This window comes from Pseudomonas sp. HMSC066A08 (assembly GCF_001813025.1).
Taxonomy (GTDB): domain Bacteria; phylum Pseudomonadota; class Gammaproteobacteria; order Pseudomonadales; family Pseudomonadaceae; genus Pseudomonas; species Pseudomonas aeruginosa.
In genome coordinates, this window is sequence record NZ_KV811299.1 from 307,798 (window position 1) to 320,638 (window position 12,841).

A 12,841-nucleotide genomic window follows, 5' to 3' on the forward strand; every position below is an offset into this window, starting at 1 on the left:
GCCTAACCCTTCGCACAAGGAGCCTGCCATGGACGAACCACCAAGTCGGCCTGCTGCGTGCCGCCTGAGCGGCCGCGCGCAGTGGGCCTCACCCGGACAAGCCGAACATTCTTCCCACCGATCGCGAACATCGCGACCCGGCACGCCTTTGCCTGTCACCTGACCGGCAACCGACTCGTGTCGCCGTCGCGCAGCTCGCGACAGGAGACCGAGTCATGAGCGTAGCGACCCAACGCAATACCCAGCTCGATACCGAGCGCCGCAACGACCGACTGTCCATGCGCGCCGCCCGCGAAGCGCAGAACAGCCTGGAAACCACCCTTACCAACGTCCGCGGTCGCCAGGACGGCCTAGACCAGGCCGAGGCCGCCGCCCGGCTGCACGCCGACGGCCCCAACGAAGTGGCCCACGACCGTCCGCCACACGTCCTGGTGCAACTGCTGCAGGCGTTCAACAACCCCTTCATCTACGTGCTGATGACGCTTTCCGCGATCAGCTTCTTCACCGACTTCTGGCTGCCGCTGCAGGACGGTGAGGAAACCGATCTCACCGGCGTCATCATCGTCCTCTGCATGGTCCTGGTCAGCGGCCTGATGCGCTTCTGGCAGGAATACCGCTCGGGCAAGGCCGCCGAGGCGCTCAAGGCCATGGTGCGGAACACCGCCACCGTGCTGCGCCGCGACGAGCGCGGGATGCGCGGCGAGCTGCGGGAAATCCCGATGGGCGAACTGGTGGTCGGCGACATCGTGCGCCTGTCCGCCGGCGACATGATCCCCGCCGACATCCGCCTGATCGAATCGCGCGACCTGTTCATCAGCCAGGCCGTACTCACCGGCGAGGCGCTGCCGGTGGAGAAATACGACACCCTCGGCGCGGTCCGCGAGAAGTCCGCCAAGCGGATCGCCGCCGATCAGCAGGACCTGCTCGAACTGCCGAACATCTGCTTCATGGGCACCAACGTGGTCAGTGGCACGGCCACCGCGGTGGTGGTCGCCACCGGTGCGCGCACCTATTTCGGTTCGCTGGCCCGTTCCATCGTCGGTTCGCGGGCGCAGACCGCCTTCGACCGCGGGGTGAACAGCGTCAGCTGGCTGCTGATCCGCTTCATGCTGGTGATGGTGCCGATCGTGCTGCTGATCAACGGTTTCACCAAGGGCGACTGGACCGAGGCGTTCATGTTCGCTCTCGCCGTGGCGGTCGGCCTGACCCCGGAAATGCTGCCGATGATCGTCAGCGCCAACCTGGCCAAGGGCGCGGTGGCGATGTCGCGGCGCAAGGTGGTGGTCAAGCGCCTCAATGCGATCCAGAACTTCGGCGCCATGGACGTGCTCTGCACCGACAAGACCGGCACCCTGACCCAGGACCGGATCATCCTCGAGCATCACGTCGACGTCGCCGGCCGGCGCTGCGACCGGGTCCTGCAAATGGCCTGGCTGAACAGCTTCCACCAGTCCGGGATGAAGAACCTGATGGACCGTGCGGTGGTCGCCTTCGTCGAACAGAACCCGCGCATCACGCCGCCGGATGCCTGGCGCAAGGTCGACGAACTGCCCTTCGATTTCGTCCGTCGGCGTCTCTCGGTGATCCTCGAGGGCAAGGGCGGCGAACACCTGCTGGTGTGCAAGGGCGCAGTCGAGGAAATGCTCGAGATCGCCACCCACGTGCACCAGGACGGCGTCGACCTGCCGCTCGACGAGGAACGCCGCGGGGCCCTGCTGGCGCTGGCCGAGCAATACAACCGCGACGGCTTCCGCGTGCTCCTGCTCGGCACCCGCAGCCTCTCGCGCTCGGAGTCCCAGGCCCAGTACGGCGCCAGCGACGAGCGCGACCTGGTGATCGCCGGCCTGCTGACCTTCCTCGATCCGCCGAAGGAAACCGCCGGTCCGGCCATCGCCGCGTTGCGTGAGAACGGTGTGGCGGTGAAGGTGCTCACCGGCGACAACCCGGTGGTCAGCGCGAAGATCTGCCGCGAGGTCGGCCTGGATGTCGGCGAGCCGCTGCTCGGTCGCGACATCGACCTGATGGACGATGCCACCCTGCAACGCCTGGCCGAGGAGCGCACGGTGTTCGCCAAGCTGACGCCGCTGCAGAAGTCGCGGGTGCTCAAGGCCCTGCAGGGCAACGGACACACCGTCGGCTTCCTCGGCGACGGCATCAACGACGCCCCGGCGCTGCGAGATGCCGATGTCGGCATCTCGGTGGACAGCGGCACCGACATCGCCAAGGAGTCGGCCGACATCATCCTCCTGGAAAAAAGCCTGATGGTCCTGGAGGAGGGCGTTATCAAGGGCCGCGAGACCTTCGGCAACATCATGAAGTACCTGAACATGACTGCCAGCTCCAACTTCGGCAACGTGTTCTCGGTACTGGTGGCCAGCGCCTTCATCCCCTTCCTGCCGATGCTGGCGATCCACCTGCTGCTGCAGAACCTGATGTACGACATCTCCCAGCTGTCGCTGCCGTGGGACAAGATGGACAAGGAGTTCCTCGCCAAGCCGCGCAAGTGGGACTCGAAGAACATCGGCCGCTTCATGGTCTGGATCGGCCCGACCTCGTCGATCTTCGACATCACCACCTACGCGCTGATGTGGTTCGTGTTCGCCGCCAACAGCCCGGAAATGCAGTCGCTGTTCCAGTCCGGCTGGTTCATCGAGGGCCTGCTCTCGCAGACCCTGGTGGTGCACATGCTGCGTACCCAGAAGATTCCCTTCATCCAGAGCACCGCGGCGCTGCCGGTGATGCTGATGACCGGGCTGGTGATGGCGCTGGGCATCTACGTGCCGTTCTCGCCGCTGGGGGCGATGGTCGGCCTGCAGCCGCTGCCGTGGGAGTACTTCCCCTGGCTGGTGGGCACGCTGCTCTGCTACTGCGTCACCGCGCAGACCATGAAGACCCTCTACATCCGCCGCTTCGGCCAGTGGTTCTGAGCGATCGGCCGGGCTTCGTCCCGGCCTTTCCCGGCGCGTCGGCCCTCGCCGTGCCGCGCAAAGCACACCGGACCCACGCATGGAGAGACGCATCATGACCCTGCACGACCGGCGCCCGCGGGCGCCCCTTTTCCAACCGCTGCCGGCCGCGCTGCGACGCGCCCTGTCCTGGCGCCTGGGCTTCGTCGCCGCCGCGCTTGCCTGCCTCCTGCTGCTGGCGCTGCTGTCCGAGGCTCGCGCCGCGGGCGGCGCCTACCGGGTCGACGACGGCGAGATCGATCCCGTCGGCGAATGCAACCTGGACGCCTGGCACCAGCGCGAACGCCACCACGGCAACCGCTACCAGTCGGTGCTGTCGCCAGCCTGCACCTTCTCCGCCCTACCATCGGTGCAGCTCGGCGCGGCGCTGGTGCGCGAGGGCGACGCAGGCGATCGGCACAGCCGCCTCAGCCCCGAGCTGAAGACACCGCTGCTGGCCCGCGACGACCTCGGCCTGGCGTTGGCCCTGGCGCTCTCGGCGGATCTCTACCTGGACCGCCGGCACGCCTTCGAAGGCGCCGGCTTCAACCTGCCGCTGAGCTACCAGCCGTTCGAGGCCCTGCGTCTGAACGCCGGGGTCGGCCTTGGGCATGCCTACGCCGAGGGCGAGCGCCGGCATCGCTGGAATTGGGGCGTGGGCATGGAGTACCGGGTCGGCCAGCCGTTGACCCTGGTCGCCGAACGCTTCGGCGAGTCGGCCGGCGACAGCGGCTGGCAGGCCGGACCGCGGCTGCACCTGGGCGAACGGCTGGACCTCGACCTGCTGGTCGGCGGCCACCTGCGCGGCGAGCGCGAGCGATGGCTGGTCTCGGGAGCGACCTTGCGTTTCTGAGCCCAAGGGCGTGCCGCGCTGCGGCGCGCTCCTCCACCGAGGAAGCAGCCATGAACGTCGTACGCAAATGCCTGGGTGCGTCTCGCCGCGCGCTCTGTGGCCTGGCAGCCCGGCTGCTGGCGAAGGCCGCGCACCTGCTGATGGTGGTCAGTGTGCGCGCATACGCCAGCGGCCGCCTGAGCCAGGTCGAAGTGAAATACCTGCTGGACTGCTCGAGCGCGCTCAACCGTGCCTCGCTCAGGCTGGCCATGGGTCAATGAACCCCTTCCCTTCACGATCCCTTCCGAACCGGGAGTTCCGCCATGCTGGGAACCATCCTCCTGATCAACCTGGCCGGTGCCGTGGCCCTCCTGTTGTGGGGTACGCACATGGTCTCCAGTGGCGTGCTGCGCGGTTTCGGCACTGCGCTGCGCAACTGGCTCGGCCGCCACCTGGGCAACCGCTGGCTGGCCCTGCTCGCCGGGCTCGGCATCACCGGCCTGCTGCAGAGCAGCACCGCCACCAGCCTGATGGCAGCGTCTTTCACCGCCAGTGGCACCCTGGGCCTGGCGCCGGCGCTGGCAGTGATGCTCGGCGCCAACGTCGGCACCACCCTGGTGGTGCAACTGCTCAGCTTCGACACCTCGTTGCTGGCGCCGCTGGCCATGCTGGCCGGCCTGCTGCTGTTCCGCCTGGGTGACGGTCCGCGCCTGGAGAGCCTTGGCCAGTGCCTGATCGGACTCGGCCTGATGCTTCTGGCGCTGGCGTTGCTCGGCCATTCCCTGCAGCAGATCGAGGCCTCGCCAGCCTTTGTCGCGGTGATCCACGGCCTCGAAGGCGATCCGCTGATCGCCCTGCTGCTCGCTGCGCTGCTGACCTGGGCCTGCCATTCCAGTGTCGCGGTGGTGTTGCTGGTGGCGTCCCTGGCCCAGGCCGGACTGGTCTCGCTGCCCATCGCCCTGGCCCTGGTGCTCGGTGCCAACCTCGGAGGCGCCTTGCCGGCGCTGGGGGTGGCCGGTAGCCGGGTGGCGCGGCGCCTGCCGTTGGGCAACCTGCTGGTGCGCCTGCTCGGTTGCCTGCTGGTGCTGCCCTGGTTGACGGCGCTGGCGCAACCGGCCCACGCACTCGGCGGTGCGGCGGCGGTCTGGTTCCACAGTGCTTTCAACCTGGCCCTGGCACTGCTGGCGATCGGCTTCACCGGACCGCTTGCGGCGCTGCTCGCGCGCCTGTTGCCGGAAGAGGCACAGTCCGACGACCCGGGCATGCCGCGCTACCTCGACGAAGCCGGGCTGGAGGTGGCCAACATCGGCCTGGCAACGCTACTCGCGAAGTCCTGCGGCTGGCCGACATGGCCAGTCTGATGCTGCGCGCCACCAGCGGCCTGTTGCAGCGACCGGAGGCGAAGGTGGCGGCGGAAATCCGTCGCCAGGACCAGGCCCTCGACCAGTTGAGTGCGGCGATCCGCGCCTACCTGGCAGACCTCGGCCAGGACGGCCTCGGCGATGGCGACGCCGATCGTGCCCAGGAAATCCTCCTGTTCGCCATCAACATCGAGCACATCGGCGATCTCGTCGCCAACAGCCTGCTGCCCCTGGCGATGCGCTGGGCCGGACGCAGCCGCGCCGGCAGCGAGTTCGAGCTGGGCCGCATGCTGCCGTTGCAGGCGGCGATCGAGGAGAGCCTGCACCTGGCGATCAGCGCGTTCCTTCGCGAAGACCTGGACGCCGCGCTGCGCCTGGTGGCGCGCAAGAAGTTGCTGCAGCGACTGGAGGCCGACGCCAGTCGCGAGCGCTTCCGTCGCCTGCGCGACGATCGCGGCGCCTGGGTAGAGTCCGGTGACGTGTTCCAGCGCATTCTCCGCGACTACCGACGCATCCACCACCATGTCACCGCCCTGGCCTATCCGCTGCTCGAACGCAGCGGCATCGATGCGATGGCGAAGCGGCCGGACGAGCCAGGGCAAGGGGAGGGATCGGCATGCGCCTCCTGATCTGCGCCGGACGCCATTTCAAGGACGCCGAACGCCTGCGCCTGGCGCTCGACCAGTGCCACGGCCTGCAACCGGTGGCGCTGCTCGGCCACCTGCTGCATGCCGGCAGCGGCCTGCCGGACGAGGCCGAGCGCTGGTGCCGCGAGCGTGGCGCGGATTCGCGCGCCTACGATTATCCGGAGCGCAGTGGCAGCGACAATGCCCTGCGCGAGTATGGCGAGGCCGTCCTCGGCGATGCCGCGCCGGACCTGGTGCTGGTGTTTCCCGGCGGGCGCCTGGCCAGCGAACTGGTACAGGTCGCGCACGCTGCCGACGTCCCGCTGATGCTCGCCTATCGCCCGCTGTCGGCGCCCTGGGCGGCGAACCAGCCATCGCGGCGGGTCAGGCGCCAGCCGTAGGCGGCCAGGACCAGCCCGCGCAGCAGCATGAAGGCGAGGAACGCCAGCCATAGCCCGTGGTTGCCCAGCCCCTGCAACAGCCAGCCGAGGGGCAGGCTGGCGGCCACCGCGACGAGCATCGCGTTACGCATCTCGCGGGCGCGGGTGGCGCCGATGAACAGGCCGTCGAGCAGGTAGCTCCACATCCCCAGCAGCGGCAGGCAGGCCAGGTACGGCAGATAGGCGTAGGCGACTTCGCGGACCCCGGCGATGTCGCTCTGCAGGTCGATGAACAGGTGGCCGAACAGGGCGAACAGCGCGGCGAACGCCAGGCTTGCCAGCAGCGACCAACCACCGGCCACCACCAGCGCGCGGCGCAGGGCGGTTCGGTCGCGGGCGCCGATGGCGTGGCCGCAGAGCGCCTCCACCGCGTGGGCGAGACCGTCGAGGGCGTAGGACGTCAGGAGCAGGCCGTTGAGCAGCAGGGCGTTGGCGGCTACCGTGGCGTCGCCGAGGCGGGTGCCCTGTACGGTGAGCAGGAAGAACACCAGTTGCAGGGCCAGGCTGCGGACGAAGATATCCCGGTTGACCATCAGCAGCGGTAGCCAGGACAGCCAGTGGCGCAGGCGTTGCCACTGCGCCCGCCCGGGGCGCCGGGCCAGGTCGCGGCGGGCCAGGGCCAGGCCGAGCAGGGCGCCGCTCCATTCCGCCAGCACCGAGGCGCGGGCCGCGCCTTGCACGCCCCAGTCGAGGCCGTGGACGAACCAGAGCACCAGGGCGATGTTGCTCAGGTTGGTGGTCAACAGGATCGCCAATGGCGCCCGTGCGTTCTGCGTGCCGAGGAACCAGCCGACCAGTGCGTAGCTGGCCAGGGCCGCCGGCAGGCCGAGCAGGCGGGTATGGAAGAAGGCGCGGGCCTCGCCGGTCAGTTCCGCCGACGGTTGCATCAGTTGCAGGGCCCAGCCGCTCAGGGGCAGGGCCAGCGCGCCGAGCAGCAGGGCCAGGAGCAGCGCCATGCCCAGGCCCTGGGCGAGGATCAGGCGCAGCGCGCCGCCATCGTCGCGGCCGGCGGCCTGGGCGGCGAAGCCGGTGGTGCCCATGCGCAGGAAGCCGAGCACGCCGACCATCAGGGTGTACAGGCTGCCGCCCACGGCTACCGCGCCGAGCTGGTAGGCGTGCGGCAGGTGGCCGACCACCGTGCTGTCCACCAGGTGTACCAGGGGAACGGAAACGTTCGACAGAATCATCGGCCCGGCCAGCGCCCAGACCCTGTGGTGGGTCGGGGCGTGGCGCCAGGCATCGCGCAACAGGTTCATGGGGTCCTCCGGATCGGCCGGGCAGTATAGCGACGGCGGCGAGACCTGCGGAAAACCCGTTTTTCATATCCGGTAACAGACCTCTGCCTGCCGTGTATTCCTTGTCCGACGCGGCTTCCAGGCCTACCGCGGGGAACCCTGCGAAAACCTGTCAGGAAGCTTGCGCAGCGCTAACCGCGGGGCTTTGCGCACCTTCCTAGAATGCCGGCGTCGGTTGTTTCCAGAGGAAGCCATGCATGCTCCTGGGGCGTTTCGTCTCGGTCGGTGCCGGTGCCACCGCCGTTCATTACCTGGTGCTGACCCTCCTGGTCGAGGGCTTCGCCGTCGGTGCCGCCGTGGCCGCTGCGACGGGAGCAGGCTGCGGGGCTCTGGCTGCCTACCTGGGGCATCGCTGGAAGACTTTCCGCCACCGTGGCCCGGTGTTCCGTTCGCTGTCGCGCTTCTTCGCCGTCAGCCTGCTTTGCGTACTCGGCAACGCCGTCCTGGTGTTGCTGCTCGGCGACCTCGCCGGACTCGACTACCGCCTGGCCCAGCTCGCCGCGACCGGCGCACTGCTGTTGGCGACCTATCACCTTCATCGACTCTGGACCTTCTCATGATGATCGAACCTTCCCTGGCGTCGAAGCTCGAGGCTCCCTGCCTGCTCAGCGTAGTAGTGCCGGTGTTCAACGAGGAGGCGGTGCTGCCGGCCTTCCACCAGCGCCTCGGCGCCGTGCTCGGCGACCTTGGCGACGATTGCGAGGTGCTCTATGTCGACGACGGCAGCACCGACCGCAGCGCGACGATCCTCGCCCAGCTACAGGCCGCCGACCGCCGGGTGGGCGTGGCCCGCTTCACCCGCAACTTCGGCAAGGAACAGGCGATGAGCGCCGGGCTCAAGCTGTCGCGCGGCGCCGCGGTGATCGTCATCGATGCCGACCTGCAGGATCCCCCGGAACTGATCCCGCAGATGCTCGACGCCTGGATCGGCGGCGCCGAAATGGTCAACATGCGCCGCCGTAGCCGGGCCGGTGAAAGCTGGCTGAAGCGCGCCTCGGCGAGCGCCTTCTACCGGCTGATCAACCGCCTCAGCGAGGTGCCGATCCCGCGCGACGTCGGCGACTTCCGCCTGCTCGACCGGCGGGTGGTCGATGCCCTTTGCGAGCTGCCGGAAGGCAATCGCTTCATGAAGGGACTGTTCGCCTGGGTCGGTTTCCGCCAGGTCGATATCGCCTATAGCCGCGCCGCTCGCGTCGCCGGCCACAGCAAGTGGCGCTACTGGCGGCTGTGGAACTTCGCCCTGGAAGGCATCACCGGGTTTTCCACCGCGCCGTTGAAGGTCGCCGGCTACCTCGGTCTGCTCAGCCTGCTGGCGGCCCTGGCGACCCTGCTCGCCGGGATCTTCGGCCAACAGGAGATCCACGAGCACTGGCCGGTGATCGCCGCGCTGTTCCTGATCGGTGGCCTGCAACTGCTGGCCATCGGCGTGTGCAGCGAATACCTCGGGCGGATGACCATGGAAGCGCGGCGCCGCCCGCTCTACCTGATCGACCGCTACCTGCCGGCGCAGGTCGGCGGGGCCAATCCGTGAGGGCGCTGCGCGGCTGGCCGCTGGCCTGGTTCCTGCTCGCCCTGGCCTTCGCCATCCGCCTGCTGAGCCTGGGCAGCTATCCGTTGATGGACACCACCGAGGCCCGCTATGGCGAGGTGGCGCGGAAGATGGCCGAACTGGGCGACTGGATCACGCCCTGGTACGACGTCGGCGTGCCGTTCTGGGGCAAGCCGCCGCTGGCCTTCTGGCTCAGCGCCGGCGGCCAGCTTCTGCTCGGCGCCAACGAGTTCGCCAGCCGCCTGCCGCACTGGCTGCTGGGCGTGCTGGTGCTGTGGCTGGTATGGGACTGGCAGGCTCGCGAAGATCGTCGGCAGGCGCGGATCGCCTGCGTCCTGCTGGGCAGTTCGGCGCTGTTCTTCGTCGCCTCCGGGGCGGTGATGACCGACATGGCCCTGGCCCTGGCGCTGGTCCTGGCCATGCGCGGCTTCTGGCTGGGCCTGCATGGCGTGGAGGGAATCCGGCGCCGCGAGGGCTGGCTGATGTTCCTCGGCCTCGGCCTCGGGCTGCTGGCGAAGGGGCCGCTGACGCTGATCCTCGCCGGACTGCCGATCGGCCTGTGGGCCATGCTGGAGTGGCGCTGGCGCGCGCTCTGGCGGGGCCTGCCATGGATCCGCGGAAGCCTGCTGATGCTCCTGGTGGCCGCGCCCTGGTACCTGCTGGCGGAGTTGAAGACGCCGGGCTTCCTCGAGTACTTCCTGCTCGGCGAGCATTGGCAGCGCTTCGTCACCGCCGGCTGGGACGGCGACCGCTACGGCAATGCCCACGCCTATCCCTACGGCAGCGTCTGGCTGTTCCTGCTGGCCGCCGCGTTTCCCTGGAGCCTCTGGCTGCCGCTGCTGCTCTGGCTGGGCTGGCGCCAGCGCGGGGAGGTGGTCGATGGCGTCGCCTCGCGCAGGCGCTACTGGCTGTTCTGGGGACTGGCGCCGTGCCTGTTCTTCACCTTCGCCGGCAACGTCCTCTGGACTTACGTGCTGCCCGGCCTGCCGGCCCTGGCGTTGCTCGCCGCCGACCTGCTGCGCGGGCCGCTGGCGCGCAGCGCCTGGCTGCGGCGTGGCGGGTTGGCTTGCCTGGCGCTGACCCCATTGCTGTTCGCGCTGTTCCTCGGCTCCCTGCTGCTGGGCTCGCGCGCCGAGCAGAAGTCCACCGCCGCGCTGCTGGCCAGCGACACCGGCTGGCGCGAGCGGCCGCTGGTGTTCTGGCCGAAGCGGCCGTACTCGGCAGTGTTCTACAGCGGCGGGCGGGCGCAACGGGCGGAGGACAGCGAGCTGGCCGGCTGGTTGCGTCGCGACGCCCTGCTGGCGATCCGCTCGCGTTCGTTCGGCGCCTTGCCCGAGGAGGTGCGCCAGCGCGTGCGCTGCCGGCCCCCGGTGGGACAGTACCAGCTATGCCAGGGCGTGGCGCCGCCTGGCTGAGACTACCTCGGCCGGTAGGCGCAGTGGCCGGGACGCGGGCCGATGCGCGGGTGGTTGCGGCAGGTGTCCGGGCGGCGGGCATAGATGGTGCACAGGCGGGTCTTGCGGTCGAGGTACAGGCAGTCGCCGTTGGCCATGCGGGTGAGGGTGAAGATCTCGCGCTTGTGGTTGAAGTGCTCGATCACGCCATCCTTTTCCAGTCGCTTGGCGATCCGCTTGGCCGGCTCCTCGCGCTCGAACTCGTCGACCAGTCGCATGCGGATCAGGTCGTCGATGCGCACTTCCACCGGCAGCGTGCAGCAGGTCGCGTTGCACTCGCCGCACAGGCCTTCGCGGTATTTCACCCAGGTATCCAGGCGGTCGGGGTCGGCGGCGGCGAGCGGGATCTTCTTCATCGACGGGCGGGTACGTGGAAAACGGGCGCGCAATGATAGTGGCTGCGCGCCCGTTGCGCTCGTCCGGGCGATGAGCGTCAGTGCCGTGGGGCCTCCCGCCATACCGGCCGGTCCTGCTCGTCCAGCGCCCAGTGCGCGGTGCCGGCGCGCAGGCGTACGCCGCCGACCCAGCGTTCGGGGGCGCCGAGGTCGAGGCGGTAGCGCCGCCCGGCCAGGACCTCGCGGCCCGCAGCGGTCAGCGCCAGCGGCTGGCGTTCCCAGGGCAGTTCCGGCGCCGGCGTGCGCAGCAGCGCGCCGGGCTCTTCCAGCAGCGCGCGAAGCAGGACGCGGAACATCAGGTCGCCGAGATAGGGCAGCGGCTCGCGCCGTGTGGTCATTTCGGCGAAGACCTGGCCAGCGCTCGGCTGCTCGCCGTCGCGGACGATCTCCAGGGTCAGCCGTTCGCTCAGCGACAGGCCGTCGCGCAGGGCCGGCAGTTCATGCAGTTGCCGACGCAGCGCCGGCCCCAGCAGCGGTAGCGCCGGGGTTGGCGCGGCGGCCAGTTGTGCCCAGCGCAGTGGCACCGGATCGCGGTAGGCGTCCCAGGCCGCGCGGGCCAGCGCCAGGGCTTCGGCGTCCAGCGGGCGACGCCGAGTCCACAGCCAGGCGAGCAGCTCAGGCGCCAGTTGGCCGATGCCGACGAAGCGCTCGACGCCTGGCACGCGGTCGATCTCGATCAGTTCCAGGTGCTCCGGCGGCGTCTGCATTCCTGCCAGCACCCGGACCAGGAACAACTGGTCGTAGGCGTCCGCCTCGCACCAGAGCGCCACCCGCGAGTATTCGCCGAGCCGCTCGAGCCCGGCGTATTCCTGGCTCTGGCGGGCCTGGGCGTCGGCCGGGTCGAGGTCGAAGGCGCGGCTCAGGTAGTCGCTGCGCAGGGCGAGGAACTCGGGCAACGGCAGGTTCGGCATCGGTCCCATGGTCAGCGGGTCGGCGAACATCCGGAAGTCGCCGCGAAAGCCGGCGAGCTTCAGGCCGTGGGCGATGTCGTTGCCGCAGCGCAGGTGCAGGGTCGCGGCCTCATCGCCGCCGACCAGGTCGGGGTGGCGGCTGGCGAAGGCGATGGCGTCGACATGCGCCTTGAGTCGCGGCCAACTGGCGAAGCCCAGCTCGCGCGCCACCTGCCACTGGGCGTCGGCCAGGCGCGGCTCCTGCCCCGGAAGCCCTGTACGGCTGGCCGGGTCGCGGCGCCACTGGCGCAACAGCTCCTTGGCGCGCTTGCGTTGCTGTTCGAGATTGATCCGGCCGTCGCCGAGAGTGCGGGAAAAGGACATACGATCTCCTCTGCAGCCTTGTCCGCCATCAGGCCTGGAGTCGCATGCGCGATGCGTGGGGTGGATCGCCTGGGCGCTGCCCTTTCCGCGGACGGGAGGCGTGGAGAACGCCGAGGCCGACTATAGGCCGGCCGACGCGTCCGCGGCAAGACGCACTCAGCCCTTGCGGATCATCCAGATGCCGGCGCCGATCAGTGCCAACCCGCCCAGCTTCAGCGCGCTGATCGGTGCCTCGCGGAAGCCGGCCCAACCGAAGTGGTCGAGGCTCATGGCCATGCCCAACTGGCCGGCGAGCACCAGCACCATGAACATCAGCGCGCCGATGCGTGGCGCGGCGAAGGCGGCGATGAAGATGAAGAACATGCCGAGGAAGCCGCCGCACCAGTGCCACCAGCTCAGCCCGCGCAATGCCGCCAGGCCGGGAAACTCGCGCTGCGAGAGGGTCAGGGCGAGCAACCCGAGGGTGCCGACGAAGAACGAGATCAGTGCCGCGGCGAGGACGCTGGACACCTGCTTGGCCAACTGGCCGTTGATCCCCGCCTGCAGCGGCAGGCAGGCGCCGGCGAGCAGGGGCAGGACGAACAGCCACCAGGGTGGAGTGGGCATGGAAGACTCCTGGAACGATGACGGCGAGCGCGCCCCGCGCATGGCGAGGGACGGGCCGGAGTGG

The 12,841-nt window shown here is 69.5% G+C and carries 11 protein-coding genes and 1 pseudogene; 8 read left to right on the plus strand and 4 right to left on the minus strand.

Going from position 1 to position 12,841, the window contains the following annotated elements; genetic code table 11:
• Positions 1-215: 215 nt before the first annotated feature.
• The 5 genes and pseudogenes from mgtA to HMPREF2886_RS15205 all read left to right on the plus strand — a co-directional run bounded on the left by mgtA (position 216) and on the right by HMPREF2886_RS15205 (position 6,165).
• On the plus strand, positions 216-2,927 hold the full coding sequence (gene mgtA / locus HMPREF2886_RS15185; protein WP_033967978.1) for a magnesium-translocating P-type ATPase: 2,712 nt from the start codon (positions 216-218) through the stop codon (positions 2,925-2,927).
• A gap of 94 nt (positions 2,928-3,021) precedes the next feature.
• Positions 3,022-3,798 (plus strand): hypothetical protein, encoded by a 777-nt coding sequence (locus HMPREF2886_RS15190; RefSeq protein ID WP_070747744.1) that lies wholly within the window; start codon positions 3,022-3,024, stop codon positions 3,796-3,798.
• Between the two features lie 50 nt (positions 3,799-3,848).
• On the plus strand, positions 3,849-4,058 hold the full coding sequence (locus HMPREF2886_RS15195) for a hypothetical protein (RefSeq protein ID WP_003104324.1): 210 nt from the start codon (positions 3,849-3,851) through the stop codon (positions 4,056-4,058).
• Positions 4,059-4,100: 42 nt separating this feature from the next.
• Positions 4,101-5,767: pseudogene (locus HMPREF2886_RS15200) on the plus strand (Na/Pi cotransporter family protein).
• On the plus strand, positions 5,755-6,165 hold the full coding sequence (locus HMPREF2886_RS15205) for an SLOG family protein (protein ID WP_070747747.1): 411 nt from the start codon (positions 5,755-5,757) through the stop codon (positions 6,163-6,165). Before HMPREF2886_RS15200 ends, HMPREF2886_RS15205 begins: the two are co-directional and overlap by 13 nt.
• Here HMPREF2886_RS15205 and HMPREF2886_RS15210 read toward each other — a convergent pair.
• Positions 6,099-7,460, minus strand: a complete 1,362-nt coding sequence (locus HMPREF2886_RS15210; RefSeq protein ID WP_070747750.1) for an MATE family efflux transporter — start codon at positions 7,458-7,460, stop codon at positions 6,099-6,101. The two genes, HMPREF2886_RS15205 and HMPREF2886_RS15210, sit on opposite strands and share 67 nt — an antisense overlap.
• 236 nt (positions 7,461-7,696) lie before the next feature.
• Between HMPREF2886_RS15210 and HMPREF2886_RS15215 the strand changes: the two genes are divergently transcribed.
• The 3 genes from HMPREF2886_RS15215 to HMPREF2886_RS15225 are packed head-to-tail and all read left to right on the plus strand — an operon-like array spanning position 7,697 to position 10,463.
• The gene (locus tag HMPREF2886_RS15215; RefSeq protein ID WP_033967983.1) at positions 7,697-8,059 is read left to right on the plus strand and encodes a GtrA family protein; all 363 of its coding nucleotides are present in this window, start codon (positions 7,697-7,699) and stop codon (positions 8,057-8,059) included.
• Entirely contained in the window at positions 8,056-9,030 is a 975-nt protein-coding gene (locus HMPREF2886_RS15220; protein ID WP_003107470.1) for a glycosyltransferase family 2 protein, read from the plus strand. Before HMPREF2886_RS15215 ends, HMPREF2886_RS15220 begins: the two co-directional genes overlap by 4 nt.
• Positions 9,027-10,463, plus strand: coding sequence for an ArnT family glycosyltransferase (locus tag HMPREF2886_RS15225; RefSeq protein WP_033977143.1), 1,437 nt, complete (start codon positions 9,027-9,029; stop codon positions 10,461-10,463). The genes HMPREF2886_RS15220 and HMPREF2886_RS15225 overlap by 4 nt, the downstream gene beginning before the upstream one ends.
• 2 nt (positions 10,464-10,465) lie before the next feature.
• Here HMPREF2886_RS15225 and HMPREF2886_RS15230 read toward each other — a convergent pair whose 3' ends face one another.
• The 3 genes from HMPREF2886_RS15230 to HMPREF2886_RS15240 form a co-directional block, all read right to left on the minus strand.
• Complete coding sequence (locus tag HMPREF2886_RS15230; RefSeq protein WP_074272561.1) at positions 10,466-10,960, minus strand: YkgJ family cysteine cluster protein; 495 nt, start codon at positions 10,958-10,960, stop codon at positions 10,466-10,468.
• Positions 10,936-12,171 carry a DUF1835 domain-containing protein gene (locus HMPREF2886_RS15235; protein WP_033977144.1) on the minus strand — a complete coding sequence of 412 codons (1,236 nt, stop codon included), beginning with the start codon at positions 12,169-12,171 and terminating at the stop codon, positions 10,936-10,938. The genes HMPREF2886_RS15230 and HMPREF2886_RS15235 overlap by 25 nt, the downstream gene beginning before the upstream one ends.
• 156 nt (positions 12,172-12,327) lie before the next feature.
• Positions 12,328-12,777: a DMT family transporter gene (locus HMPREF2886_RS15240; protein WP_003095321.1), complete on the minus strand. Its 450-nt coding sequence runs from the start codon at positions 12,775-12,777 to the stop codon at positions 12,328-12,330.
• Positions 12,778-12,841 lie beyond the last annotated feature (64 nt).

Coding starts and splice junctions, on each gene's coding strand:
- mgtA (WP_033967978.1), top strand. CDS start 216: ATGAGCGTAGCGACCCAACGCAATACCCAGCTCGATACCGAGCGCCGC.
- HMPREF2886_RS15190 (WP_070747744.1), top strand. CDS start 3,022: ATGACCCTGCACGACCGGCGCCCGCGGGCGCCCCTTTTCCAACCGCTG.
- HMPREF2886_RS15195 (WP_003104324.1), top strand. CDS start 3,849: ATGAACGTCGTACGCAAATGCCTGGGTGCGTCTCGCCGCGCGCTCTGT.
- HMPREF2886_RS15205 (WP_070747747.1), top strand. CDS start 5,755: ATGCGCCTCCTGATCTGCGCCGGACGCCATTTCAAGGACGCCGAACGC.
- HMPREF2886_RS15210 (WP_070747750.1), bottom strand. CDS start 7,460: ATGAACCTGTTGCGCGATGCCTGGCGCCACGCCCCGACCCACCACAGG.
- HMPREF2886_RS15215 (WP_033967983.1), top strand. CDS start 7,697: ATGCTCCTGGGGCGTTTCGTCTCGGTCGGTGCCGGTGCCACCGCCGTT.
- HMPREF2886_RS15220 (WP_003107470.1), top strand. CDS start 8,056: ATGATGATCGAACCTTCCCTGGCGTCGAAGCTCGAGGCTCCCTGCCTG.
- HMPREF2886_RS15230 (WP_074272561.1), bottom strand. CDS start 10,960: ATGGCGGGAGGCCCCACGGCACTGACGCTCATCGCCCGGACGAGCGCA.
- HMPREF2886_RS15235 (WP_033977144.1), bottom strand. CDS start 12,171: ATGTCCTTTTCCCGCACTCTCGGCGACGGCCGGATCAATCTCGAACAG.
- HMPREF2886_RS15240 (WP_003095321.1), bottom strand. CDS start 12,777: ATGCCCACTCCACCCTGGTGGCTGTTCGTCCTGCCCCTGCTCGCCGGC.